We start from the raw sequence: 21,076 nt of genomic DNA on the forward strand, positions 1-21,076 counted from the left end.
CCCGCCGCTCAACGCTCGCGCGGCACCCACGCGCCGTGGAACCCGGCCGGCACGCGACGCGGCAGGTGCACGGTCGCGACCGGCCCCGCGTCGATCGCGCGCGCATCGAGGATCACGACGTCGCTCGTATCCGTTGCCGCACGGTAGACGATCACCAGCAGCCAGCCGTCGTCCTCGTCGACGCCGCCCGGGCACGGCACGAACACCGGCTCGCTGTTCTGGTCGCCGGGCGGCACCGCGTAGCGCGTGGTCGTGCCGCTCACGTGATCGAAGCGCATCACGCCGCGCATTTCCGCGTTGTTCGGCTGCTCCATGGCGTACAGATAGCGATAGCTGCGCCCGGTCCGGCTTTCGTTGATGCGCGGCAACTCGATGCCGCCGTCGGCCAGCGGCCCTTCGTCGACCAGCCCGTTCGCCGTGTCGATCACGTAGCGCCACAGCTCGCCGACCGGGTTGTCGGCGAAGCGGCCCGTGCCCGCATCGAGCCGCAGGAACGACGGATAGCGCACCGCATCGAGCACGATGCACGACGCATCGCAGTCGTACGCGTTCACGACGTGCAGGATGAAACACGGTTCGACGCCGAACCAGCGCACCGCGCCGCCGTGGCGCGGGAGCACGCCGATGCGCGCGGGCCGGTCGTCGTGCCAGCGCAGCGGCATCCGGTAGCCCTGCTTCAGCAGCGAAAAGTCGTAGCCGACGTTCAGGTCGAGCAGCAGGCTGCGGGTTTCGGTAATCGCGAGGTCGTGCATCATCGACGGCGCGCTCAGGTCGATCTCGATATCGACGCGCTGCACGCCCTGCGCGTCGGCCACGCCATAGCGCAGCCACGGCGCGCGCCAGTCCGCGCGAAACGCGATCAGCTCGCCCGTGACCGGATCGACCTTCGGATGTGCGGTCATCCCGCCGCCGAAGCCCGCGTGCCGCGCCGGCACGCCGAGCGAATCGAGCCCCGCCGTGATCGCGAACGGCGCGCCGCCTTCCGCCAGCGCGAGCAATTCACCGGCATGCTGCAGCACGCTCACGTTCGGGTTGGTGTCGGGCAGATGCGATGCCCCTTCTGGCGCATGCACGGCGGCCCAGCGCTGCGTGCGCGCCCAGCGGTTCCGGTAGCCGGTCGCGCGGCCGCCTTCGAACGCGATCGCATGCAGCATCGCCGCTTCCGGCCACCACGACAGCACGTCGTTCCCTTCGAAGCGGCCACCCGGCGGATTCGGGCCGTTGCGCAGCAACGTGCCGTCGAGTTCGCGCGGGATGGCACCGGTCACGCGCAGGTCGACGAGATCGACCTCGTCGGCGACCGGCGCGATCGCGCCCTGGTTCAGATCGAATACGGTCATTGCGTCGAATGCTCCTTTCAGCAGTCTTCGGTGGACGGCGGCAGCTCGCCGCGCGCCAGCGCGAGCGCGTGGTCGCGCACATCGTCCGGCCAGCCGGCGATCAGCTCGGTGAGCCGCGCCAGATCGTTTGCATACAGCGCGCGCGCGGCCTCCTCGAAACCGGGCAGGTCGCCCGCCATCGCCGACATGAAGTGGTATGCGCGCGCCTGCGCGTCGCGGAGACGATCGGCCGCCGCATGCGTGCGCCGTGCGTCCTCGACGAGCTTGCGCAACGCGACCGACGCACCGCCCGGCTGCGTGGCGAGCCATTCCCAGTGACGCGGCAGCAGCGTGACCTCGCGCGACACGACGCCGAGCTTCGGCCGGCCGCGGCCGCGCTGTTCGCCTGCACCGGCCGGCTCGCCGGCGGCACCGACTGCATCGCCCTGCGGCGGCGCATAGCGCGCGCGGATCTCGTCCGCCGTGCCGCGCAGGTCGAGGTCGATCGAGCGGCCGGTCGCGTCGTCGAAGATCAGGATCGTGGCGGACATCGCATCGCCGGCGGCCTGCCGGACCGCGAGAGCGACGGTCGCGAGCGAACCCGACGCTAGCCGCCGGTGGCCGTCGAAAGCCGTGTAGGAGGGAATCAGGGTGGTGGTCATCGTGGTCGCCCGCAGGCTGGAATCGGAATGTCGCTATTTTTATCCGGGTATAAATTGGATGTCAATATTATCCGGGTAAAAAAACAACGTCAGCGCGTTCCATCCCTTCGGGCGATCACGACGCCGGTCAGATCGCCCTGGCCGGAATCGCGATGTCGCGTGCGCTTGCCAGCGCGTCGTCGAGCGACACGTGTCCTTCGAACGCCGACGACGCCGGCAGCGGCAGGTTTTCCTCGATCGCATGCGCGAACTGCACGCCTGCATCGTCCGCGAGCCGCGCACGCAGGGCGGCAATGCGCGGAAACGCGTCGGGCTCGAACACCGCGTGATAGTCGGCCCAGCGCGCGATCCCGGCGAAGTACGCATCGGCCAGCGTGCGCCGTGCGCCCAGCAGCCACGGGCCTTCACCGCGCTCGAGCATTGCCTCGAGCTGCCGGTGCGCCTTCAGCACCTTGCCGCGACCGTATGCCTGCAACGCCGCTTTCTCGGCGCCTTCGGTGTCGTGTTCGTACACGTACCAGAGCGCACCGAACGCGTTGAAGAACGTCGTGTTCAGCCACGCCAGCATCCGGTTCAGCCGGTCAAAATCCGCGCTGCCCTGGCGGAACGCAAGGCCGCTGTCGAGCGCCTGCGCGCCGATGTGGCCAAGGATCGCAAGGCTTTCGGTCAGCACGTCGCCGTTCGCGGTCACGAACGCCGGCGTCTCGGCGACGGGATTCAGTGCGAGGAACGCGTCGCTCGTCACGGCGCCCGGCATCGCGATGCGCGACAGCCGGTACGGGCGGCCGGTCCATTCGAGCGCAACGATCGAGCCGAACGAGCAGCCGGCGGGAATGCCGTAGAGAAGAATGGGAGACATCGGGAGGTTCCGCAGGAGTTGAACGAGTGGTCATGCTCCCACGACGAACGATGACGCAGTAGCCGCTAAAATCGAAACCCGTCGTTTCTCCTTGTGGACGCTGGAAGTGAATCTGAACGATCTCTACCTGTTCGTGCAGGCGGTCGACGCCGGCAGCATGTCGGCCGCCGCGCGCCGGCTCGACCTGCCGAAATCGACGGTCAGCAAACGCGTTGCCGAGCTCGAGCGCACGCTCGGCGCGCGGCTCGTGCATCGCACGTCGCGCAGCTTCCGGCTCACGCCGGTCGGCACCGAATTCTTCGAACATGCGCGCGCGGCCGTGATCGAGGCCGAAAGCGCGCGCGACGCGGTGCTGCGGCAAGCCGCCGAGCCGGCCGGCATCGTGCGGATCACGAGCTCGGTGCCGGTCGCGCAGCACATCCTCGCCCCGTGCCTGCCGGCGCTGGCGATCGCACACCCGAAGCTGCTGCTGCAGATTCATGCGAGCGACCGTCTCGTCGACATCGCGCAGGAAGGCTTCGACATCGCGGTGCGCAGCCATTTCGCGCCGCTGCCCGATTCCGCGCTGGTGCAACGGCCGCTCGCGGCATCGCCGATCGTCGCCGTCGCGTCACCGGCCTATCTCGCGCGTGCCGGCACGCCGGACGCGCCGGCCGATCTCGTGCAACATGACGGGCTGCAACCGGGCCAGCAGCCGTGGCGGCTGCAACGCGGCGCAGACACCGTCGACGTGGCGCCGCGCCTGCGCCTGCAGGCCGACGAATCGACGCTGCTGCTGCAGGCGGCGACGGCCGGCCTCGGCATCGCGTGCCTGCCCGACTGGATCGCCGGCGCCGCGCTCGCGTCCGGTGCCCTCGTGCGCGTGTTGCCCGGCTGGCGCGCCGGCACCGTCACGACGACGCTGCTGATGCCGCACCGGCGCGGCCAGTTGCCCGGCGTGCGTGCCGCCGTCGAGTTTCTCGCGCAGCACGTGGCACGCCATCACGGCACCGCTGCGGACGACGCACGCGCCTGAGCGATCGCCTGATCGATCGATTCAAATCGTGAATCGATCAAGTCAGCAATTGGCATGAAGGCGCAAATTTCGACATGACAGAATGGCCCGGACGCCCTGCCCTCAGGCAGCGGCGTCCGGCCTCCGGCCGGCAGCACCCACACGAATGGCGCGCACCGACGCGCCTGCCGCACGACGGCACCTTCCGCCCTTCGGAGGAGACAGTCATGAATCCGCTTCAAGCGCTGCCGGCGTCCGCGTCGGCAACGGCCCGGCGCACCCGCGTGCGCTGGCTGGTGCTGGCCGTCCTGTTCGCGGTCACGACGATCAACTACGCGGATCGCGCGGCGATCGCGATCGCGGGCCCGAGCCTCGCCCGTGTGCTGCACCTGAGCCACGTGCAGATCGGCTTCATCTTCTCCGCGTTCGGCTGGTCGTACGTGGTCGCGCAATTGCCGGGCGGCTGGCTGCTCGACCGCTACGGGTCGCGCCTCGTCTATGCGTTCAGCATTTTCTTCTGGTCGCTGTTCACGCTGCTGCAGGGCTCGATCGGCTTCTTCGGCGGCGCGGCCGCGTTCGCGCTGCTGTTCGGGCTGCGCTTCCTGGTCGGCGCCGCCGAGGCGCCGTCGTTCCCGGCCAACAGCCGGATCGTGTCCGCGTGGTTCCCGGCCGCCGAACGCGGCACCGCATCCGCGATCTTCAATGCCGCGCAGTACGCGGCGACTGTCGTGTTCGCGCCGCTGATGGGGTGGCTCGTCCATTCGTTCGGCTGGCAGTCGGTGTTCGCGGTGATGGGCGTGCTCGGCTTCGCGCTCGTCCTGGTGTGGAACCGCACGATGTACGACCCGAAGGACCACCCGAACATCAATCGCGCGGAACTCGACTACCTTGCCGAAGGCGGCGCGCTCGTCAACATCGACCAGGCGACCGGCAGCCGCGACGGCGGCCCGTCGATGCGCCACGTGAAAGCGCTGCTGAAGAGCCGGATGCTGATCGGCGTGTACGTCGCGCAGTACTGCATCAACGCGCTCACCTATTTCTTCATCACGTGGTTTCCCGTCTATCTCGTGCAGGCGCGCGGGATGTCGATCCTCAACGCGGGGCTCGTCGCGTCGATCCCCGCCGTGTGCGGGTTCCTCGGCGGGATTCTCGGCGGCGTCGTGTCCGACGGGTTGCTCAAGCAGGGCCGCTCGCTGTCGGTCGCGCGCAAGGTGCCGATCGTGTTCGGCATGCTGCTGTCGATGTCGATGATCGTCTGCAACTACACCGATTCGCATGTGCTCGTCGTGCTGTTCATGGCGCTGTCGTTCTTCGGCAAGGGGCTCGGCGCACTCGGCTGGGCCGTCAACGCCGACACCGCGCCGCGCCAGATCGCAGGCTTGAGCGGTGCGCTGCTCAACACGTGCGGCAACCTCTCCAGCATCACGACGCCGATCGCGATCGGCTACATCGTCGACCGCAGCGGATCGTTCAACGGCGCGCTGGTCTATGTCGTCGCGCACGCGCTCGTTGCCGTGATCTGCTACCTGTTCGTCGTCGGCGAGATCCGCCGCGTCGAGCTTCAATGAACGGCGCGGGCCGCACCGGCGCAGCCGGCGGCCCATCCGCCACCGGAACCAGGAGCGAACCGATGTCCGAATCCCGCCGTGCCGGCACCCCGCGCGTCACGCGCATGCAGGTGATTCCCGTCGCCGGCCGCGACAGCATGCTGCTCAACCTGTGCGGCGCGCACGCGCCGTACTTCACGCGCAACCTCGTGATCCTCGACGACAGCAGCGGGCATACGGGCGTCGGCGAAGTGCCGGGCGGCGAAGGCATCCGCCACGCGCTCGAGCGCATGACGGATCTCGTGGTCGGCCAGTCGATCGGCCGCTACCAGGCGACGCTCAACGCGATGCGCGCGGCGCTGTCCGGCGCGGGGCCGGGTGCCGGCCGCACGATCCGGCACGAGGTGACGTCGGCCGGCGAAGCGGCAGTGCTGCGCCAGCCGCACGAGATCAACCTGCGGCTCGACAACGTGATCACCGCGATCGAGGCGGCGCTGCTCGACCTGCTCGGCCAGCATCTCGACGTGCCGGTCGCGGCGCTGCTCGGCGAAGGCCAGCAGCGCGACGCGGTGCCGATGCTCGCTTATCTGTTCTATATCGGCGATCGCGGCCGCACCGACCTGCCATATCGCGACGAGGCGCAGGCGCGCACCCCATGGTTCCGGCTGCGCAACGAGGAGGCGCTCACGCCGGCCGCGATCGCGCGGCAGGCCGAAGCCGCGGTCGATCGCTACGGCTTCGCCGATTTCAAGCTGAAGGGCGGCGTGATGGCCGGCGCCGACGAGATGGAAGCGATCGCCGCGATCAAGGCGCGCTTCCCCGACGCACGCGCGACGCTCGACCCGAACGGCGCGTGGTCGCTCGACGAGGCCGTCGCGCTGTGCCGCGGGCAGGGCCACCTGCTCGCGTATGCGGAAGATCCGTGCGGGCCGGAAGGCGGTTATTCGGGCCGCGAGGTGATGGCCGAATTCCGCCGCGCGACGGGGATCCCGACCGCGACCAACATGATCGCGACCGACTGGCGGCAGATGGATCACGCAGTGCGGCTGCAGGCGGTCGACATCCCGCTCGCCGATCCGCATTTCTGGACGATGCAGGGGTCGGTGCGGCTCGCGCAGTTGTGCCGCGACTGGGGGCTCACGTGGGGCTCGCACTCGAACAACCACTTCGACGTGTCGCTCGCGATGTTCACGCATGCGGCGGCAGCTGCGCCCGGCACGATCACCGCGATCGACACGCACTGGATCTGGCAGGAAGGCGATGCACGGCTCACGCGCGAGCCGCTCGAGATCGTCGGCGGCCAGGTGGCCGTGCCGGAGCGGCCAGGGCTCGGGATCGAACTCGACATGGCGCAGGTCGAGGCCGCGCATGCGCTGTACAACGCGGTGGGCGGCACCGCGCGCGACGATGCGGTCGCGATGCGCTATCTGGTGCCGGGGTGGACGTACGATCCGAAGCGGCCGAGTTTCGAGCGGGGGTGAAGGTGGTGGCGGGCGGCGGCGAGTGGTTGTCAAACGCGGAAAACGCCCGCATTCTGCCGGCTGCCTGAATCGGCCCGCACGGCGAACGGTTCGGCGGCCCGTCCATCCGAAACAAAAGCGCTCGCCATGAAGTCTCCCGATCCGACACCGCGACAGATCATCGTCCTCATCCTGTACTCGGTGCTGAGCCTGCCCGCGAGCATGACCATCGCCGGCTACGTCGCAACCCTGATCACGCGGAACGTATCGAACTTCGAAGGCGGCGCCGGCTACGCGGCGCTCTGGTGGATCATCCTGCTGACCTGCGCGTTCTCCGTACTGTCGATGATCATCGCCGCGCTGCTGCGGAAAAGAACGACGATTCTCGCGGCCATCACGGTGGCGTTCGCCGCGCTGTCGGTGCCGACGTTCAAGCTCGCGCACGAGCTGTTGACCTGACCGGTCGCCCCTCCAGGTCGAACACGGCACCCGGGCACGGCCTGCCGTCGCGGACCCGCAAAAACAAAAAGGCCCGATCTTGAGATCGGGCCCTTCGAATTTCGTTGGTGGAGCGGAGGAGGATCGAACTCCCGACCTTCGCATTGCGAACGCGACGCTCTCCCAGCTGAGCTACCGCCCCAACAGTCAACCATCATACACACGCATTTCTGCGCTTGGCAATAGGGGTTGAATCGCCCCTGAAACCTTACTTTGACGGTGCGCCAGCCAGCACCCATTCGACCACCGAACGCACGTCGGCGTCGCTCATGCGCGGGTGCGCGGGCATCGGAATCGCGCCCCAGACGCCGGAGCCGCCCTCCTTCACCTTCTTCGACAGCTTGGCCACGGCCTGCGGATCGGCCTTGTAGCGGGCGGCGATATCCTTGAACGACGGACCGACGAGCTTGCGATCGACCGCGTGGCAGCCCATGCATGCGTTGCCGCGCGCGACCTTCAGGCCGTCGCCGACATCCGCGTGCGCGACGCCCAGCGTGCCAACCACGAGCGCCGCGGCCGCAGCGCCTTGCACCATCCACTGTTTCATCTGCTTCATCTGCATGTTCTTCATTGCGACGGGGCCTTCGGGTTGCCCGGGTGCACGTTCGACGAATTCGAGATCGGTGCGGGCGGCTGCAGCGGCGTGGACTGCACCGACGCGTCGGGCACGGCGCCCACCGTCGCGGTATCCGCCGGCGCGGCGGCCTGCGCACCGGACGCGCCGCTTGCGGGCGATGCGTCCTGCAGCGCCTGCGCGTCCTGCGGCTTCACGTACTGGAACACCTTCACGACCTTCTCGACGCCCGGCACCTGGCTGGCGGCTTCCGCGCCGCGATTGCCCTCGTCGACCGTCACGAGCCCCATCAGGTAAAGGTTGCCGCGTTCGCTGACGACCTTGTAGTAGTTCGACGAGATGCCCTTCGTCGCGATCAGCTCGGACTTCACGCGCCCTTCGAGGTAGGAGTCGTTCGCGCGCGACGACAGCGACGATGCCGGCTCGACCGACAGCTCGTTGACGATGCCGTTCACGTTGTTGATGCCGCGCACGATTTCCTCGGCGCGCTGCTTCGATGCATCGTTCGGCACTTCACCCGTCAGCAGCACGCGGCGGTTGAACACCGTCACGTTCACGTGCGACTGGTCGGGCAGCCCGTTGTTGATCTGCGTGAGCGACTTGACCTGGATCTCGCGATCTTCCGTCTGCGCGCCGAGCGTACGGCGATCGGTCGCGATCAGCGCGCCACCGCCGGCCGCTGCGCCCACGACCCCGAGCACACAACCTTGCAGCGACACGGCGAGGCCCGCCGTCAGCGCAGCGAGCAGCGTGGTTCTGACGAGCGTCTGTTTGACGCGGCTTTGATTCATCGACGGCTCTCCTTCGTTCAATCCTCACCCAGCAGCATCGCGTCGATGCCGTCGCACAGGCAGTGGATGGTCAGCAGATGGACTTCGTGGATGCGCGCCGCGCGAACGGCGGGCACGCTGATCGGAATATCGGTATCGGACAGCGCAGCGGCGACCGCATGGCCGTCGCCGCCCGTCAGTGCAACAACGGTCATCTCGCGCTCGTGCGCTTCGTCGATCGCCGCCAGCACGCGCGGCGACGCACCGGCCGGATCGAGCACCAGCAGGATGTCGCCGGTCTGGCCGAGCACGCGCACTTGCTGCGCGAACAGTTGCTCGGCGGACACCGCGCCCGCGAGGCCGCCCTGCGATGCATCGGTGGCCAGCGCGATCGCGGGCAGACCCGGGCGCTCGCGCTCGAAGCCGCCGACGAGCGACACGGCGAGGTAGTGCGCGGCGGCGGCCGACGGGCCGTCACCGCAGGCGACGATCTTGTTGCCGTTCGCCAGCGCGGCGAACATCGCATCGACCGCGGCTGCGATCGGCAGCGACAGCACGTCGGCCGCTTCGGCGTGAAGCGCGGCGCTGTCGCGGAAATGTTGCTGAATACGTTCGACTGACATCGATTCCTGGTGAACTGGGCGCGTGGCACGCATCGCGCGACATCGTGGGTGCGGCGAGTTTACCGTACTCCGGCACCCTCTCCGGGGGTCCGGCAAGAACTCTTTACATCTCGTCACAGCTCGCGGCTACGCATCGTCGGCACGAAATGCGTCACGCAGCCACACGAGCCGGCCGGCCTCGAACGCGACGACGTCGAAGCGGCACGCGGCACCGGCGCCGTGCCGCGCCCAGTACTGGAGCGCGGCCGCCACCAGGCGACGACGCTTGCGCCAGCCGACGCTCGCGGCCGCGCCGCCATGCCGGACGCTGCGCCGCGCGCGCACCTCGACGAACACGAGCATGCCGTCGGGCTCGCGCATCACGAGATCGAGCTCGCCGCCGCGCATCGTCGCGTTCGCCGCGACGAACGCGAGGCCGCGGCGTTCGAGAAACTGCCGCGCACGCTGCTCGAACGCCGCGCCGACCGGTTTGGATCGCGCCGCACCCGAAAAGTTGTCGCCTGCTCGTGCCAAACCGCGCCCGTCGCCCGGCCGGGCCGGCGCCGCGTGGCACAATGCCGTCCTTGTTCCGCTTGCGCCGCGATTGCGCGCATTGCCTGCCATGACTGCCCTCCTCGAACTCGCGCAAACGCAGCACTACCCGGACGCCGCGCTCTACGTGGTCGCCACGCCGATCGGCAACACCGCCGACATCACGCTGCGCGCGCTGCACGTACTCGGCCTCGCCGACCGCATCGCGGCCGAAGACACCCGCAACACGGGCCAGCTGCTTGCCCGCTACGGGATCTCGAAGCCGCTCATCGCCGTGCACGAGCACAACGAACGCGAAGCCGCGCAACGCGTGATCGAACTGCTGCGCGGCGGCGAACGCGTGGCCTATGTATCGGACGCCGGCACGCCCGGCATCTCGGACCCCGGCGCGCGGCTCGTCGACGCAGTGCGCGCCGCCGGCTTCGCTGTGATCCCGCTGCCGGGCGCGAGCGCGGCCGTGACCGCACTGAGCGTGGCCGGCGACTGGGCCGGCGCGTTCACGTTCGCGGGCTTCCTGCCGCCGAAGGCCAAGCAGCGCGCGACCGCGCTGCAGGCGCTGGTGTCGCACCCGTATGCGCTGGTGTTCTACGAGGCACCGCACCGGATCGCCGAATGCGTCGCCGCGCTCGCCGACGCATTCGGCCCCGCGCGCCGGCTGCTGATCGCGCGCGAGCTCACCAAGCTACACGAGCAGTTGTTCCAGGGCACCCTGGCCGAAGGACAGACCTGGCTCGCCGGCGATGCGAACCGGCAGCGTGGCGAGTTCGTGCTGGTCGTCGAAGGTGCGCCGGACACGAGCGGCGAGGCCGACGACACCGCGCACGACGCGCTGCTCAAGCTGTTGCTGGAAGAGGTACCGGTGAAGAGCGCGGCCAAGCTCGCGGCCGCGCTGACGGGCGCGTCGCGCAACACGCTGTATGCGCGAGCGCTTGTGCTGAAGGAAGCAAGCTGACGCGCGACGCGGCCGGCACCGGGAACCCGGCGCCGGCATCGCGCGGTGCAGGAAAAGCAAAGGGCTGCCCTCGGGCAGCCCTTTTGCATGAGCGGTCGATCCGCTGCGTTACTTCGCCGAGATCGACGCGAACATTTCGTCGCGTGCCTCGCGCGCTTCCTGCGGCGACAGCCCTTCGATCTTCACGCGGCCCGTGCCGGCGTGCACGAGGCCGATCAGCTTCGCGGCCGCATACGACAGGTCGAGCACGCGGCCCCGCTTGTACGGCCCGCGATCGTTGACCTTCACGACGACCCACTTGCCGGTCGACGCGTTCGTCACCTTGATGTACGACGACAGCGGCAGCGTGCGATGCGCGGCGGTGAGTGCGTTCATGTTGAAGCGCTCGCCGTTCGCGGTGCGGCGGCCGTGGAAATCCCGCCCGTACCACGATGCGCGGCCCGTCTGGCGGAAATCGGACACATCCTTGCCGTCGATCGGCTCGGCGTCCGCCAGCGACGACTTCTTCGCGTCCTTGCTGTCGGCAGCCGGCATCGACGCCAGTGCGGAATCAAAACTGAGTTGCTTGTCGCTATCCGCCTTCGCGGCGGCAGCCGTCTTGTCGACGGTGTTCTTCTGGTTCGCGCTACCGGTGGTCTGGCTGGGTGGCACCGCGCAGCCCGTCAGCGCAAAAAACAATGCAATGGTCCCGAATCGACTCGGAAAACGTAAATTCATCGACGTGTCGCCTTCTGGTTCGGGCCGCTCCTTCATCACGCCGATTCACAGCGCAGATACGCGGCCCGGACGGCAAATGCGTGCACGCCCCGCTCGGATGCGAGCAGGCGGCTAGCATGGGCGCGGCTTTCGTCTAGGCCGCAACCGTCCTGATTAGTTTTCACGTCTGGCGCAACCTGTCCCCAACAGCCTGACCAGACCCCACATGCCGCCATCGAACATGGCTTCACGTTCGCGCGCGTCGAAACGACCGACTCACAGGAACGGCGGCACAGGCCTCATCCGGCGGCGCGGCAGCAGGGCCGCAGGCGGGCGCGCAGCACCCGGCCGGACAAGACGTGAGCACCGAAATTTCGGTGCTGGATACACCGCCGGACTCCCCGGCGGCTGATGCTTGACGGTGCCTCCGACGCCCCTTTTTAACGGGGCCGAAACACCAGCGAATTGCGTGAAAATCACGCGCAATGGGGCGCATTATACATAAACCAAAAGGTCAACCCGAAAAGCACCCCCTGCGGACCATTGATTCTCACTATGGCTGTAACAATCGGCATGCTCCGGGAATGCCCGCAGGTGTGCGTCGCGACGCGCGTCGTGCGACCGGCAGGCGGCACGCGCGACCGGTACAATCGCTCCTTTTAGCCGCCGGTGCCTCCATGAAAGTCACGCTCATTCCGGTCACGCCGTTCCAGCAGAACTGCTCGCTGCTTGTCTGCGAGAAGACGGGCCGCGCCGCCGTCGTCGATCCGGGCGGCGATCTCGACCGGATCGAACAGGAAGTCGCGCGACAGAACGTGCAGGTCGAGAAGGTGCTGCTCACGCACGGGCACATCGATCACTGCGCGGGCGCGAAGACGCTCGCGACGCACTACGGCGTGCCGATCGAGGGGCCGCAGGAAGAGGAGCGCTTCTGGATCGAGAAGCTGCCGATGCAGAGCGAGCGCTTCGGCTTTCCGGCCGCCGAAACCTTCGAGCCGGACCACTGGCTGAACGACGGCGACACCGTGCAGTTCGGCGACGAGACGCTCGAGGTCTATCACTGCCCGGGTCACACGCCCGGCCACGTCGTGTTCTTCAGCCGCGCGCATCGCGTCGCGATCGTCGGCGACGTGCTGTTCGCGGGCTCGATCGGCCGTACCGATTTCCCGCGCGGCAATCACGAGGATCTCGTCCGGTCGATCAAGGAGAAGCTGTGGCCGCTCGGCGACGACGTGACGTTCGTGCCGGGCCACGGCCCGGTGTCGACGTTCGGCGACGAGCGCCGCACGAACCCGTTCGTGTCCGACAAGGTATTCGGATGAACCAGACCGCCATCCCGGAAATCTACGTCAGCACCGATGTCGAGGCCGACGGCCCGATTCCCGGCCCGCACTCGATGCTGAGCTTCGCGTCGGCCGCCTACACCGAAGACAAGCAGCTGATCGCGACGTTCTCGGCCAACCTCGAGACGCTGCCGGGCGCGCAGGCACACCCGGTGCAGGAAGCGTGGTGGAAGACCGAGCCCGAAGCATGGGCCGCGTGCCGGAAGGATCTGCAGGCGCCCGAAGCCGCGCTCGTCGCGTACGTCGACTGGGTCGAGGCGCTGCCCGGCAAGCCGGTGTTCGTCGCGATGCCGGCCGGCTTCGATTTCACGTTCATGTTCTGGTACATGATGCGCTTCGCGGGCCGCTGCCCGTTCTCGTGGTCGGCGCTCGACATCAAGACGCTCGCGTTCGCGATGACGGGCCTGCCGTACCGCAAGGCAATCAAGCCGCGTTTTCCGAAGCACTGGTTCGACGACCATCCGCACACGCACGTCGCGCTCGACGACGCGATCGAGCAAGGCGCGCTGTTTTGCAACATGCTCGCCGACCTGCGCCGCCAGCAGGCCGCGCTCGCGGGCCTCGCGGTGTCGGACACCGATCGGTCGGAAGACGCAGGCGCGGGACAAATCCCCACGGATCCGCGAGCAAATTAGCGAATCTCGCTCAACAACGCGACGCCAGATTGCCTTTCCTTTCCCGGCCCTCTAACATTCAGCGTGTTGTAGCTGCCGCATGGAGGCGCAGGTGACGCTCGATTCCTTTTCGCAAAAAATCCTTCGCCTGTTGCAGCTCGACGCGCGTCGTTCGGTCCAGGAAATCTCGGACCAGGTCGGCCTGTCGAGCACGCCGTGCTGGCGCCGCATCAAGGACATGGAACAGTCGGGCGTGATCCAGCGCTACACGGCGCTGCTCGATCGCGAGAAGCTCGGCCTGCACGTCTGCGCGCTCGCGCACGTGCACCTGACCCGCCACAACGAAGGCGGTGTCGAGCAGTTCGAGCGCGAGATCTCGACCTGCCCGGAAGTCACCGAGTGCTACAGCACGACCGGCGAAGCCGATTACATCCTCAAGATCGTCGCGCCGGACATCAAGGCCTACGACGTGTTCCTGCACGAACGCATCTTCAAGATCCCCGCCGTGTCGCAAGTGCGCACGAGCGTCGTGCTGCGCGAGATCAAGTTCGACACGCAACTGCCGCTGTAACGCGGCGGCACGCGCAGGTGGCTCGCCGGCGCGGTGGCCGGCGGCGCGTTACGCCTGCGCGGGCATCGTGCGTGTGAAGCCGATCCGGCGCGCGCCGAACTCGCGCTTCAGTGCATCGGCGTCGAGCCGGCCGGCCAGCGCCGCGTCGGTATCGTGCGGATCGCAGGCCAGCGTCACGTCGATCTCGAGCCCCGTACTCAGGTAATGCAGGTTGATGGCCGCCGCATGCAGCCCGCGCTGCGCGAGCGCGGCCTCGAGCCGGGCCGCGATCTCGCCGCGCGGCGGCAGCGCGAGCGCCGGACGGCGCGCCGCGTCGTTCTCGGGATCGACGTGGATCAGCGCATCGAGCACGCGCGGGTCGGTCAGCACGCGCGCACGCGCGGTCTCGGCGATGTAGTGCCCTTCGGAGACGGAGATTTTCGGATCGACGAGGATGTGCGCGTCGACGAGCGCGGCGTCGCCCATCTTGCGCGTGCGCAGGTCGTGCACATCGCGCACGCCGGGCGTCGCCGCGAGCAGCGCGCGGATCTCGGCCGTATCGGTCGTATCGAGCGCACGATCGGAGAGGTCCTGCAACGCGTCATAGCCGAACGTCCAGCCCATGCGCGCGACCATGAAGCCGACGATCGCCGCCGCGATCGGGTCGAGCAGCTTCACGCCGGCCAGGCTGCCGACGATGCCGATCGCGACGACGAGCGACGATGCGGCATCCGAACGCGCATGCCATGCGTTCGCGACGAGCATCGCCGAACGCACGCGCCGCGCTTCGCGCAACATGTAGCGAAACAGCGCCTCTTTCGACACGAGCACCGTCAGCGCGACGATCAACGCGGAAAAATGTACCGCCGGGATGTTTTCGAGATTAACGAGACGGTCGCCGGCCCGCCAGAGCATGCCGACGCCGACCGCAATCAGGATCGCGCCGAGAAACAGCGAGGCGACGGTCTCGTAGCGGCTGTGTCCGTAATTGTGGTCGGCATCCGGCGATGCGCCGCTATGCCGATTCGCAACCAGCACGACAAAATCCGAGATCAAATCGGAAATCGAATGCACCCCGTCAGCAATCAATGCCTGGGAATGCGCAATCGTGCCGACGACGATCTGAAATGTGGCCAGCACGACATTCAGCACAATACTGACGAACGTGCTCTTGCGTGCAACCTCGTGCTTATCTGCGCTCTGCGCGTCGCCGGAAAACGTGGACATGAAATATGAGATATCGGTGAGCGATACCCGATTCTATCAAGGGCGCCCCGTGAACCCCGACAATACCCACAAATTTCTTATTTAAATCAACCGCTTATGCGAACGGGTCGTATTTTCATTCACGCCCCATTATTACATTTTCATGACATCGCCACGTGCGCGGCGGCCGCGGAAAACAAAAAAGCCGCGCTCCTTAACGGACACGCGGCTCTTTTGAAGAGCAGGCAACTTAAACAAACACTTAAATTGCAAACTGTTCGCGGTTCTTGCCAGCGATCCAGCGCGGCGGCTTGCCGCGGCCCGACCACGTCGCGCCCGTTTCCGGATCGCGGTATTTCGCGGCAACGCCTGCGCGCGGACGGCCAACCTTGCCTGCCTTCGCGCGGCTGAGACCGAGTTCGGCGAGCGAAAAGCCGTAGTCGGCAATTTTCTGCTTCACGTCATTCAGCACTTCAGCGTATTCACGCGACTTCGCTTCTTCGATTTGCTTCTCCAGCTTCTCCCGCTGGGCCAGCAGGTCCTTGTAAGAAGACATAGTTTCCCTTTCTATCTGACCAATGGCGCCGGTCTGTAGCCAGCTCACCATTCATGAAATATATGTGCCTCGGATTTTCGAAGGCAGAGATTAGCACAAAAAAGATTTGATAGAAGCGAGATTCATGAAAATCCCGAGACCAATTGAAATTCACTCGTGTCATTTTGACCGGTCGCGGCCTTTTCTCAAATTTTTACGTTCCTACACAGAGATTAGGACATTAGCGATTGCCTATTAGGTCTATCAACATACGCAATTACCCTGCATTCAAAAAATAGAAGCTTTCATCGGACGACAGCTTTGCGAAAATCGGATGGCGCGGCGCGCTAAACGAGCAAAACACGGACAAGCCGGCATCCGCGACGTCACGTCACATCCCGCGCGCATGCAATCAGCCGCTCGCGTAATGCGCCTGCATCCGCTAATGGCGTATCAAACGGCGTGCGCACGCGCCGGCCGTCATGTCGCCAGTCGGCGCCGTGGCGATCGACGCCGAGCAATTCAAGCCCGTCGCGGCACGCAGCGCCGGCATCGTACGCGTCCCACAACGCCTGTTCCTCGTCGAACGCGAGCGGCGGCAGCACATCGAGATGCGTGCCGTCGACCCAGCCCATGCGCCCGAAGCCGCCGATATACCGCAGCCGCTCGACGTCGAGCGCCCAGAACGTGAAATCGCCGAGCGCGAGATAGCGCGCGGCGTCCGGCTCGTAGCGGCAGTAGCGCGCAGTGACGTGCGGATCGTCGCCGAGCGGCACGAACCGGCCGAGCAGCGTCGCGCGCTCGGCGTTCAGCACGTCGCCGCCGGGCGCATCGACGACGAGGAAGCCCGCGCGCGGATCGGCGGCCAGATTGCGCGTGTGCTCCGCGAGGCCGCTCACGAGGATCACGGGACGATGGCTTGCATCCGGTGCAAACGGGACGACCGTCGGGTACGGGAAACCCTGCGGCTCGCGCGAATGCGTGGCGAGCGTGCCGAGCGCGCAACGGTGGAGCAGATGCAGCGCGAGAGCGGGATCGATGTTCAAGAGGACTCCTGCGGTCGAGGGGGAGCGCGCCACGCACGCCATGCACTTCGATGTTACCCGCGGGCACGATGCGCCGCGCATCGGTCGAACGGCCGATGCGGTTGAACGCGGGCCATCGGGGCGCACGGTCGCCGGACCATCGGCCGATCGGCCATCGCCCGGCAGGATCGTAAGCGATTCGATAGAATCGGACGGGTCCGACGGGCGCCGCGTGCGTCCGCGCATTTCCTTTGCCGAGCCTTTCCGTGTCCGAATCCTCCTCCCCCGAATCGTCGTCCCCGTTCGCCGCGCCGCCCGACGCGCATCGCGTGCTGTCGCTGCCGGCCCGCCAGCGCGCACGCGCGGCGTCGATGGCGCTGTTCTTCGTCGCCGGCATGATGTTCGCGTCGTGGGGCGTGCACGTGCCGACCGTGCGCGACAAGTTCTCGCTGAGCCCCGGACTGCTGTCGATCGCGCTGTTCGCGGTCGCCGTCGGCTCGATCGCCGCGATGCTGACCATCGCGCGCTGGATCGCGCGCGTCGGCTCGCGCACCGCGTGCCTCGCGGGCGGGCTCGTGATGTCGGCCTGCGCGGCGCTGATCCTCGTCGTACCCGATTACCCGATGCTGCTCGCGGTGCTCGCGCTGTTCGGCTTCTCGATGGCGACGCTCGACGTCGCGATGAACGCCGAGGCCAGCGCGGTCGAGATCGCGATCGGCAGGCCGATCATGTCGTCGCTGCACGGCATGTTCAGCATTGGCGGGATGGCGGGTGCGGCCGCCGGCGGCGCGCTGCTGTCGGCCGGCATGGCGCCCGCCGTGCATCTCGCGCTCGCAGCGGCGACGAGCGCGACGGTGCTGGTGGTCGCCAGCCCGGCCGTGCTGCCGCATGTGCCGCACCACGAACACGCGCACGGCGGCGGCAACCGCTGGCGCTCGCCCGCTCTATGGATGCTCGGCGGCATCGCGCTCGTCGCGCTGATCGCCGAAGGCGCGATGTACGACTGGGCGACCGTGTACATGCGCGACGTCGTCGCGGCAAGCCCCGCGCTCGCGAGCGCCGCCTATGCGGCGTTCTCGGGCGGGATGGCGATCGCGCGCTTCGCGGGCGACGCCGTGCGCGCCCGCTTCGGCGCGCCGCAGCTCGTGTTCGCGAGCGCGTCGCTCGCCTGCGCGGGGATGATCGGCGCGCTGCTGCTGCCGTATCCGGCCACGGTGCTGACCGGCTTCACGCTGATGGGCCTCGGCCTCGCGAACATGATGCCGGTGCTGTTCGCAGCCGCCGCGCGCGTGAAAGGCATCCACGCCGCCGAAGGGCTCGCGCATGTGGCCGGGCTCGCGTATTTCGGCATGCTGTTCGGGCCGGTCGCGATCGGCGCGGTCGCGCAGGCTTCGAACCTGACGATCGGCCTGTCCGTCGTCGCGCTATGCGCGGCGCTCGTCGCGGCCGTCGCGCCGAAGGTACTCGCGCGGCTGAAGATCTGACGGCGCGACAGAAGCGCCCCGGCTAAAAAAGAAAGCGCGCATGCGTTGCCGCATGCGCGCTTTCACCCCTCCTGTTGACCGCTTGTTGCGTTACATCTTCACTTCGTCGAGCAGCGACTTCTTGCCGTTCTTGTAGTTGTACAGCGAGATCACGCCGTGCTGCAGGTCGCCCTTCGAGTCGAAGGTCGTCGTGCCGATCACGCCCGAGTAGTTCGTCGTCGGCATGGCTGCGAGGATCTTCGCCGGATCCGTCGAGTTCGCGCGCTTCATCGCATCGACGATGATGTACACGGCGTCATACGTGAACGGTGCGTAGATCTGGATCGGCTGGCCGAAACGCTTCTCGTACTTCGCCTTGAACGCTGCGCCGCCCGCCATCTTCTCGAGCGAAGCGCCGGCTTCCGAGCACACGACGTTGTCGGTCGCGTCGCCGGCCAGGTCGGCCAGCTTTTCCGTGCACACGCCGTCGCCCGCGAAGATCTTCGCGCGCAGGCCGAGCTGCTTCGCCTGTTTCGCGAACGGGCCGCCGGTGGCGTCCATGCCGCCGTACATGATCGCGTCCGGATTCTCGCCCTTGATCTTGGTCAGAATCGCGCGGAAGTCGACCGCCTTGTCGTTCGTCGCGTCATGCGACATCACCTTCAGGCCGAGCGCCTTGGCCTTCTTCTCGAACTCGTTCGCGAGACCCTGGCCGTAGGCGGTCGAATCGTCGACCACGGCCACGCTCTTGATGCCCTTCGAGTGCGCGTAGTTCGCGAGTGCCGGGCCCTGCTGCGCATCGGTCGCCACCACGCGGTACGTGGTCTTGAAGCCCTGCTGCGTGTAGGCCGGGTTGGTCGCCGACGGCGAGATCTGCACGATGCCCGCATCGCTGTAGATCTTCGAGGCCGGGATCGACGTGCCCGAGTTCAGGTGGCCGACCACCGCGACGACCTTGTCGTCGACGAGCTTCTGCGCAACCTGCGTGGCCTGCCGCGGGTCGGCCGCGTCATCCTGCGGGTCGAGTTGCAGCGTGATTTTCTGGCCGCCGATCGTGAGACCCTTGGCGTTGATCTCCTCGACTGCGAGACGCGCACCGTTTTCGTTGTCCTTGCCCAGGTGTGCAATGCCGCCCGTCAAGGGCGCGACGTGGCCGATCTTGACGACTTGATCGGCGGCCGCGTTGCTTGCAGCTGCAACGCACAGCATCGCCGCGGCGGTGATCGGCAACAGCTTTTGCATTTTGATATTCATGTAAGTCTCCAGTTTCGGTCCCAATAAACGCCATCGCCCGGTGCCCCGCTGCCATCCCTGTGTTTGCAATCACTGGACGATTCGCCGGTTGCATCGTTCATGCACTTGGCCTCAAGCACGTGAAAACCGCCGCTTTTAGCAGCCGCCCGTCCGTACTTGCGCGCAAGTGTAGGTGATCAAATTAATTTGTGGGACTTTTTTGGGGTAGTGGTAACACTACCGATATGCGCGCTTTGGAATGACTACTCGAATATCGCTGCGAGCCCCGCCGGATAAGGGTTTCCGCTAATTCCCGGCGACTTGCTGAAAGGTCGTTTTAAAACATTCCGGGGGCATTTCGATTCCGTATTTTGTGCCCGTGATCATTGAATGAAACGCGCGTGACAACGCGCGTTTCGTCGTCCGATATGAACGATTCAGGCAGCCGCCGCACGCCATTCTGCATCGAGCGCGGCAACGAGCTGCGACGTCGTCAGCGCATCGCCGCGCCGCCGCGCGAGCGGCGCGCCCTGCCCGGCCCACAGCGACAGGTAGTCGCCGTCGTTCGCGCGCGCGGCGGCCTGGCGCAGCGGCTGCGTCAGCGCGTTCTGCACCGGGTACGGCGCGGCGTCGGCCACGCGTTCGCCGAGCCGGGCCATCAGCGTGTTGCGCAGCCCGCGCGCGTGGCGGCCGGTGATCGCGCGCGTGACCTGCGTCGACGTATCGGCGCTCGCGAGCAGGCGCGCCTTCCAGTCCGCCGCGATCGCGCTTTCCGTGCAGGTGAGGAACGCGGTGCCGAGCTGCGCGCCCTGCGCGCCGAGTGCAAGCGCGGCCGCGATCCCGCGGCCGTCCATGATGCCGCCCGCGGCAAGCACGGGCAGGCCCGTCGCATCGACGAGTTGCGGCACGAGCGCGAGCGTGCCGATCAGTGCGTCATCGGCGGAACCGATGAACGTGCCGCGATGGCCACCCGCCTCGGCACCCTGCGCGGACAGCGCGTCGGCGCCGGCCGCCTGCCATGCGAGCCCCTCGGCCACGTGCGTCGCCGTGCCGATCACATATGTGCCGGCAGCCTTCAGGCGCGCGACGTCGGCTGCATCGAGCACGCCGAACGTGAAGCTCGCAACGGGCACGCGCAACGCCACGAGCGCATCGAGCTGCGCACGGAAGTCGGGTGCATAGCGCGCGGGCGCGGTGCCCGGCGGCAACCCGAGCGCCGCATTCAGCGGGTCGATCGCGGCCAATGCGCGGGCGACGGTCGCCGCATCGGGCGCAGCGTCCGGCAGCACGAACAGGTTGACCGCGAACGGGTGATCGGTCGCCGCACGGATGGCTTCGACTTCGGTTGCGAGACGCTCCGGCGCGAACGCGGCGGCGCCGAGACTGCCGAGCGCACCGGCATTCGAAGCGGCGGCGACCATCGCGGTCGTGGTCGCGCCGACCATCGGCGCCTGCACGAGCGGCAGGCGCAGGCCGAAGCGTTCGGAAAAGGGGGTGGAAAACAGACGGGCAGACATGGCGAATCCTTCGATGACGATGCGCGAAAGCGCTTTGTAAAGGCCGGCACATCGACTCTATCGAAGCGGCGCAGCGCCGAAAAATGAATAATCGAGATCGAAACG

The 21,076-nt window shown here is 67.3% G+C and carries 22 protein-coding genes and 1 tRNA gene; 9 read left to right on the forward strand and 14 right to left on the reverse strand.

What is annotated here, in order from left to right:
* Positions 1–8 precede the first annotated feature (8 nt).
* The 3 genes from BDI24065_RS35205 to BDI24065_RS35215 all read right to left on the reverse strand — a co-directional run bounded on the left by BDI24065_RS35205 (position 9) and on the right by BDI24065_RS35215 (position 2,840).
* Complete coding sequence (locus BDI24065_RS35205; RefSeq protein ID WP_175035046.1) at positions 9–1,340, reverse strand: carotenoid oxygenase family protein; 1,332 nt, start codon at positions 1,338–1,340, stop codon at positions 9–11.
* Positions 1,341–1,357: 17 nt separating this feature from the next.
* On the reverse strand, positions 1,358–1,981 hold the full coding sequence (locus BDI24065_RS35210) for a DUF2239 family protein (RefSeq protein WP_175035047.1): 624 nt from the start codon (positions 1,979–1,981) through the stop codon (positions 1,358–1,360).
* A gap of 127 nt (positions 1,982–2,108) precedes the next feature.
* A complete protein-coding gene (locus BDI24065_RS35215) occupies positions 2,109–2,840 on the reverse strand; it encodes a glutathione S-transferase family protein (protein ID WP_175035048.1) in 732 nt (243 codons plus the stop codon).
* Positions 2,841–2,946: 106 nt separating this feature from the next.
* On the opposite strand from BDI24065_RS35215, the gene BDI24065_RS35220 reads away from it, so the two are divergent.
* The 4 genes from BDI24065_RS35220 to BDI24065_RS35235 all read left to right on the forward strand — a co-directional run bounded on the left by BDI24065_RS35220 (position 2,947) and on the right by BDI24065_RS35235 (position 7,300).
* Positions 2,947–3,855 (forward strand): LysR substrate-binding domain-containing protein, encoded by a 909-nt coding sequence (locus BDI24065_RS35220; protein ID WP_254609924.1) that lies wholly within the window; start codon positions 2,947–2,949, stop codon positions 3,853–3,855.
* Positions 3,856–4,061: 206 nt separating this feature from the next.
* Entirely contained in the window at positions 4,062–5,402 is a 1,341-nt protein-coding gene (locus BDI24065_RS35225; RefSeq protein WP_175035050.1) for an MFS transporter, read from the forward strand.
* Between the two features lie 62 nt (positions 5,403–5,464).
* Positions 5,465–6,862 carry an enolase C-terminal domain-like protein gene (locus BDI24065_RS35230; RefSeq protein ID WP_175035051.1) on the forward strand — a complete coding sequence of 466 codons (1,398 nt, stop codon included), beginning with the start codon at positions 5,465–5,467 and terminating at the stop codon, positions 6,860–6,862.
* A 126-nt stretch (positions 6,863–6,988) separates the two neighbouring features.
* On the forward strand, positions 6,989–7,300 hold the full coding sequence (locus tag BDI24065_RS35235) for a hypothetical protein (RefSeq protein WP_175035052.1): 312 nt from the start codon (positions 6,989–6,991) through the stop codon (positions 7,298–7,300).
* A gap of 105 nt (positions 7,301–7,405) precedes the next feature.
* On the opposite strand, the gene BDI24065_RS35240 is transcribed toward BDI24065_RS35235, so the two are convergent.
* The 5 genes from BDI24065_RS35240 to BDI24065_RS35260 form a co-directional block, all read right to left on the reverse strand.
* Positions 7,406–7,481, reverse strand: a tRNA-Ala gene (locus tag BDI24065_RS35240).
* Positions 7,482–7,547: 66 nt separating this feature from the next.
* The gene (locus BDI24065_RS35245) at positions 7,548–7,910 is read right to left on the reverse strand and encodes a c-type cytochrome (RefSeq protein ID WP_175035053.1); all 363 of its coding nucleotides are present in this window, start codon (positions 7,908–7,910) and stop codon (positions 7,548–7,550) included.
* The gene (locus BDI24065_RS35250) at positions 7,907–8,704 is read right to left on the reverse strand and encodes a BON domain-containing protein (RefSeq protein WP_174940024.1); all 798 of its coding nucleotides are present in this window, start codon (positions 8,702–8,704) and stop codon (positions 7,907–7,909) included. The genes BDI24065_RS35245 and BDI24065_RS35250 overlap by 4 nt, the downstream gene beginning before the upstream one ends.
* A 17-nt stretch (positions 8,705–8,721) precedes the next feature.
* The gene (locus tag BDI24065_RS35255; RefSeq protein WP_175035054.1) at positions 8,722–9,306 is read right to left on the reverse strand and encodes an SIS domain-containing protein; all 585 of its coding nucleotides are present in this window, start codon (positions 9,304–9,306) and stop codon (positions 8,722–8,724) included.
* A 126-nt stretch (positions 9,307–9,432) separates the two neighbouring features.
* On the reverse strand, positions 9,433–9,861 hold the full coding sequence (locus BDI24065_RS35260) for a YraN family protein (RefSeq protein ID WP_175035066.1): 429 nt from the start codon (positions 9,859–9,861) through the stop codon (positions 9,433–9,435).
* A 46-nt stretch (positions 9,862–9,907) separates the two neighbouring features.
* On the opposite strand from BDI24065_RS35260, the gene rsmI reads away from it, so the two are divergent.
* A complete protein-coding gene (rsmI, locus tag BDI24065_RS35265; RefSeq protein WP_175035055.1) occupies positions 9,908–10,789 on the forward strand; it encodes a 16S rRNA (cytidine(1402)-2'-O)-methyltransferase in 882 nt (293 codons plus the stop codon).
* Between the two features lie 108 nt (positions 10,790–10,897).
* Here the strand turns inward: rsmI and BDI24065_RS35270 are convergent, their stop codons facing one another.
* Entirely contained in the window at positions 10,898–11,506 is a 609-nt protein-coding gene (locus tag BDI24065_RS35270) for a septal ring lytic transglycosylase RlpA family protein (protein WP_175035056.1), read from the reverse strand.
* A 656-nt stretch (positions 11,507–12,162) separates the two neighbouring features.
* Here BDI24065_RS35270 and BDI24065_RS35275 point away from each other — a divergent pair.
* The 3 genes from BDI24065_RS35275 (at position 12,163) to BDI24065_RS35285 (ending at position 14,013) form a co-directional block, all read left to right on the forward strand.
* The gene (locus BDI24065_RS35275) at positions 12,163–12,807 is read left to right on the forward strand and encodes an MBL fold metallo-hydrolase (RefSeq protein WP_043185095.1); all 645 of its coding nucleotides are present in this window, start codon (positions 12,163–12,165) and stop codon (positions 12,805–12,807) included.
* Positions 12,804–13,463, forward strand: coding sequence for an exonuclease (locus BDI24065_RS35280; protein WP_043185094.1), 660 nt, complete (start codon positions 12,804–12,806; stop codon positions 13,461–13,463). Before BDI24065_RS35275 ends, BDI24065_RS35280 begins: the two co-directional genes overlap by 4 nt.
* A 79-nt stretch (positions 13,464–13,542) precedes the next feature.
* The gene (locus BDI24065_RS35285) at positions 13,543–14,013 is read left to right on the forward strand and encodes an Lrp/AsnC family transcriptional regulator (RefSeq protein ID WP_011882933.1); all 471 of its coding nucleotides are present in this window, start codon (positions 13,543–13,545) and stop codon (positions 14,011–14,013) included.
* Positions 14,014–14,061: 48 nt separating this feature from the next.
* Here the strand turns inward: BDI24065_RS35285 and BDI24065_RS35290 are convergent, their stop codons facing one another.
* The 3 genes from BDI24065_RS35290 to BDI24065_RS35300 form a co-directional block, all read right to left on the reverse strand.
* A complete protein-coding gene (locus BDI24065_RS35290) occupies positions 14,062–15,219 on the reverse strand; it encodes a cation diffusion facilitator family transporter (protein ID WP_175035057.1) in 1,158 nt (385 codons plus the stop codon).
* A 241-nt stretch (positions 15,220–15,460) separates the two neighbouring features.
* Positions 15,461–15,754, reverse strand: a complete 294-nt coding sequence (locus BDI24065_RS35295) for an H-NS histone family protein (protein WP_006491875.1) — start codon at positions 15,752–15,754, stop codon at positions 15,461–15,463.
* Positions 15,755–16,119: 365 nt separating this feature from the next.
* Complete coding sequence (locus tag BDI24065_RS35300) at positions 16,120–16,779, reverse strand: HugZ family protein (protein ID WP_175035058.1); 660 nt, start codon at positions 16,777–16,779, stop codon at positions 16,120–16,122.
* A 245-nt stretch (positions 16,780–17,024) separates the two neighbouring features.
* Here BDI24065_RS35300 and BDI24065_RS35305 point away from each other — a divergent pair, with 245 nt between their 5' ends.
* The gene (locus BDI24065_RS35305; protein WP_175035059.1) at positions 17,025–18,242 is read left to right on the forward strand and encodes an MFS transporter; all 1,218 of its coding nucleotides are present in this window, start codon (positions 17,025–17,027) and stop codon (positions 18,240–18,242) included.
* Between the two features lie 90 nt (positions 18,243–18,332).
* On the opposite strand, the gene BDI24065_RS35310 is transcribed toward BDI24065_RS35305, so the two are convergent.
* Both BDI24065_RS35310 and BDI24065_RS35315 read right to left on the reverse strand, forming a co-directional pair.
* A complete protein-coding gene (locus BDI24065_RS35310; RefSeq protein WP_043185084.1) occupies positions 18,333–19,475 on the reverse strand; it encodes a branched-chain amino acid ABC transporter substrate-binding protein in 1,143 nt (380 codons plus the stop codon).
* A gap of 416 nt (positions 19,476–19,891) precedes the next feature.
* Positions 19,892–20,971, reverse strand: a complete 1,080-nt coding sequence (locus BDI24065_RS35315) for an NAD(P)H-dependent flavin oxidoreductase (RefSeq protein WP_175035060.1) — start codon at positions 20,969–20,971, stop codon at positions 19,892–19,894.
* Positions 20,972–21,076: the final 105 nt, after the last annotated feature.

Source organism: Burkholderia lata (assembly GCF_902499025.1).
Lineage (GTDB): Bacteria > Pseudomonadota > Gammaproteobacteria > Burkholderiales > Burkholderiaceae > Burkholderia > Burkholderia lata_C.

What these genes read in the sequence shown, in the direction of transcription:
- BDI24065_RS35205 (WP_175035046.1), bottom strand. Translation starts at nt 1,340, where the DNA reads ATGACCGTATTCGATCTGAACCAGGGCGCGATCGCGCCGGTCGCCGAC.
- BDI24065_RS35210 (WP_175035047.1), bottom strand. Translation starts at nt 1,981, where the DNA reads ATGACCACCACCCTGATTCCCTCCTACACGGCTTTCGACGGCCACCGG.
- BDI24065_RS35215 (WP_175035048.1), bottom strand. Translation starts at nt 2,840, where the DNA reads ATGTCTCCCATTCTTCTCTACGGCATTCCCGCCGGCTGCTCGTTCGGC.
- BDI24065_RS35225 (WP_175035050.1), top strand. Translation starts at nt 4,062, where the DNA reads ATGAATCCGCTTCAAGCGCTGCCGGCGTCCGCGTCGGCAACGGCCCGG.
- BDI24065_RS35230 (WP_175035051.1), top strand. Translation starts at nt 5,465, where the DNA reads ATGTCCGAATCCCGCCGTGCCGGCACCCCGCGCGTCACGCGCATGCAG.
- BDI24065_RS35235 (WP_175035052.1), top strand. Translation starts at nt 6,989, where the DNA reads ATGAAGTCTCCCGATCCGACACCGCGACAGATCATCGTCCTCATCCTG.
- BDI24065_RS35245 (WP_175035053.1), bottom strand. Translation starts at nt 7,910, where the DNA reads ATGAAGAACATGCAGATGAAGCAGATGAAACAGTGGATGGTGCAAGGC.
- BDI24065_RS35250 (WP_174940024.1), bottom strand. Translation starts at nt 8,704, where the DNA reads ATGAATCAAAGCCGCGTCAAACAGACGCTCGTCAGAACCACGCTGCTC.
- BDI24065_RS35255 (WP_175035054.1), bottom strand. Translation starts at nt 9,306, where the DNA reads ATGTCAGTCGAACGTATTCAGCAACATTTCCGCGACAGCGCCGCGCTT.
- rsmI (WP_175035055.1), top strand. Translation starts at nt 9,908, where the DNA reads ATGACTGCCCTCCTCGAACTCGCGCAAACGCAGCACTACCCGGACGCC.
- BDI24065_RS35270 (WP_175035056.1), bottom strand. Translation starts at nt 11,506, where the DNA reads ATGAATTTACGTTTTCCGAGTCGATTCGGGACCATTGCATTGTTTTTT.
- BDI24065_RS35275 (WP_043185095.1), top strand. Translation starts at nt 12,163, where the DNA reads ATGAAAGTCACGCTCATTCCGGTCACGCCGTTCCAGCAGAACTGCTCG.
- BDI24065_RS35280 (WP_043185094.1), top strand. Translation starts at nt 12,804, where the DNA reads ATGAACCAGACCGCCATCCCGGAAATCTACGTCAGCACCGATGTCGAG.
- BDI24065_RS35285 (WP_011882933.1), top strand. Translation starts at nt 13,543, where the DNA reads ATGGAGGCGCAGGTGACGCTCGATTCCTTTTCGCAAAAAATCCTTCGC.
- BDI24065_RS35290 (WP_175035057.1), bottom strand. Translation starts at nt 15,219, where the DNA reads ATGTCCACGTTTTCCGGCGACGCGCAGAGCGCAGATAAGCACGAGGTT.
- BDI24065_RS35295 (WP_006491875.1), bottom strand. Translation starts at nt 15,754, where the DNA reads ATGTCTTCTTACAAGGACCTGCTGGCCCAGCGGGAGAAGCTGGAGAAG.
- BDI24065_RS35310 (WP_043185084.1), bottom strand. Translation starts at nt 19,475, where the DNA reads ATGAATATCAAAATGCAAAAGCTGTTGCCGATCACCGCCGCGGCGATG.
- BDI24065_RS35315 (WP_175035060.1), bottom strand. Translation starts at nt 20,971, where the DNA reads ATGTCTGCCCGTCTGTTTTCCACCCCCTTTTCCGAACGCTTCGGCCTG.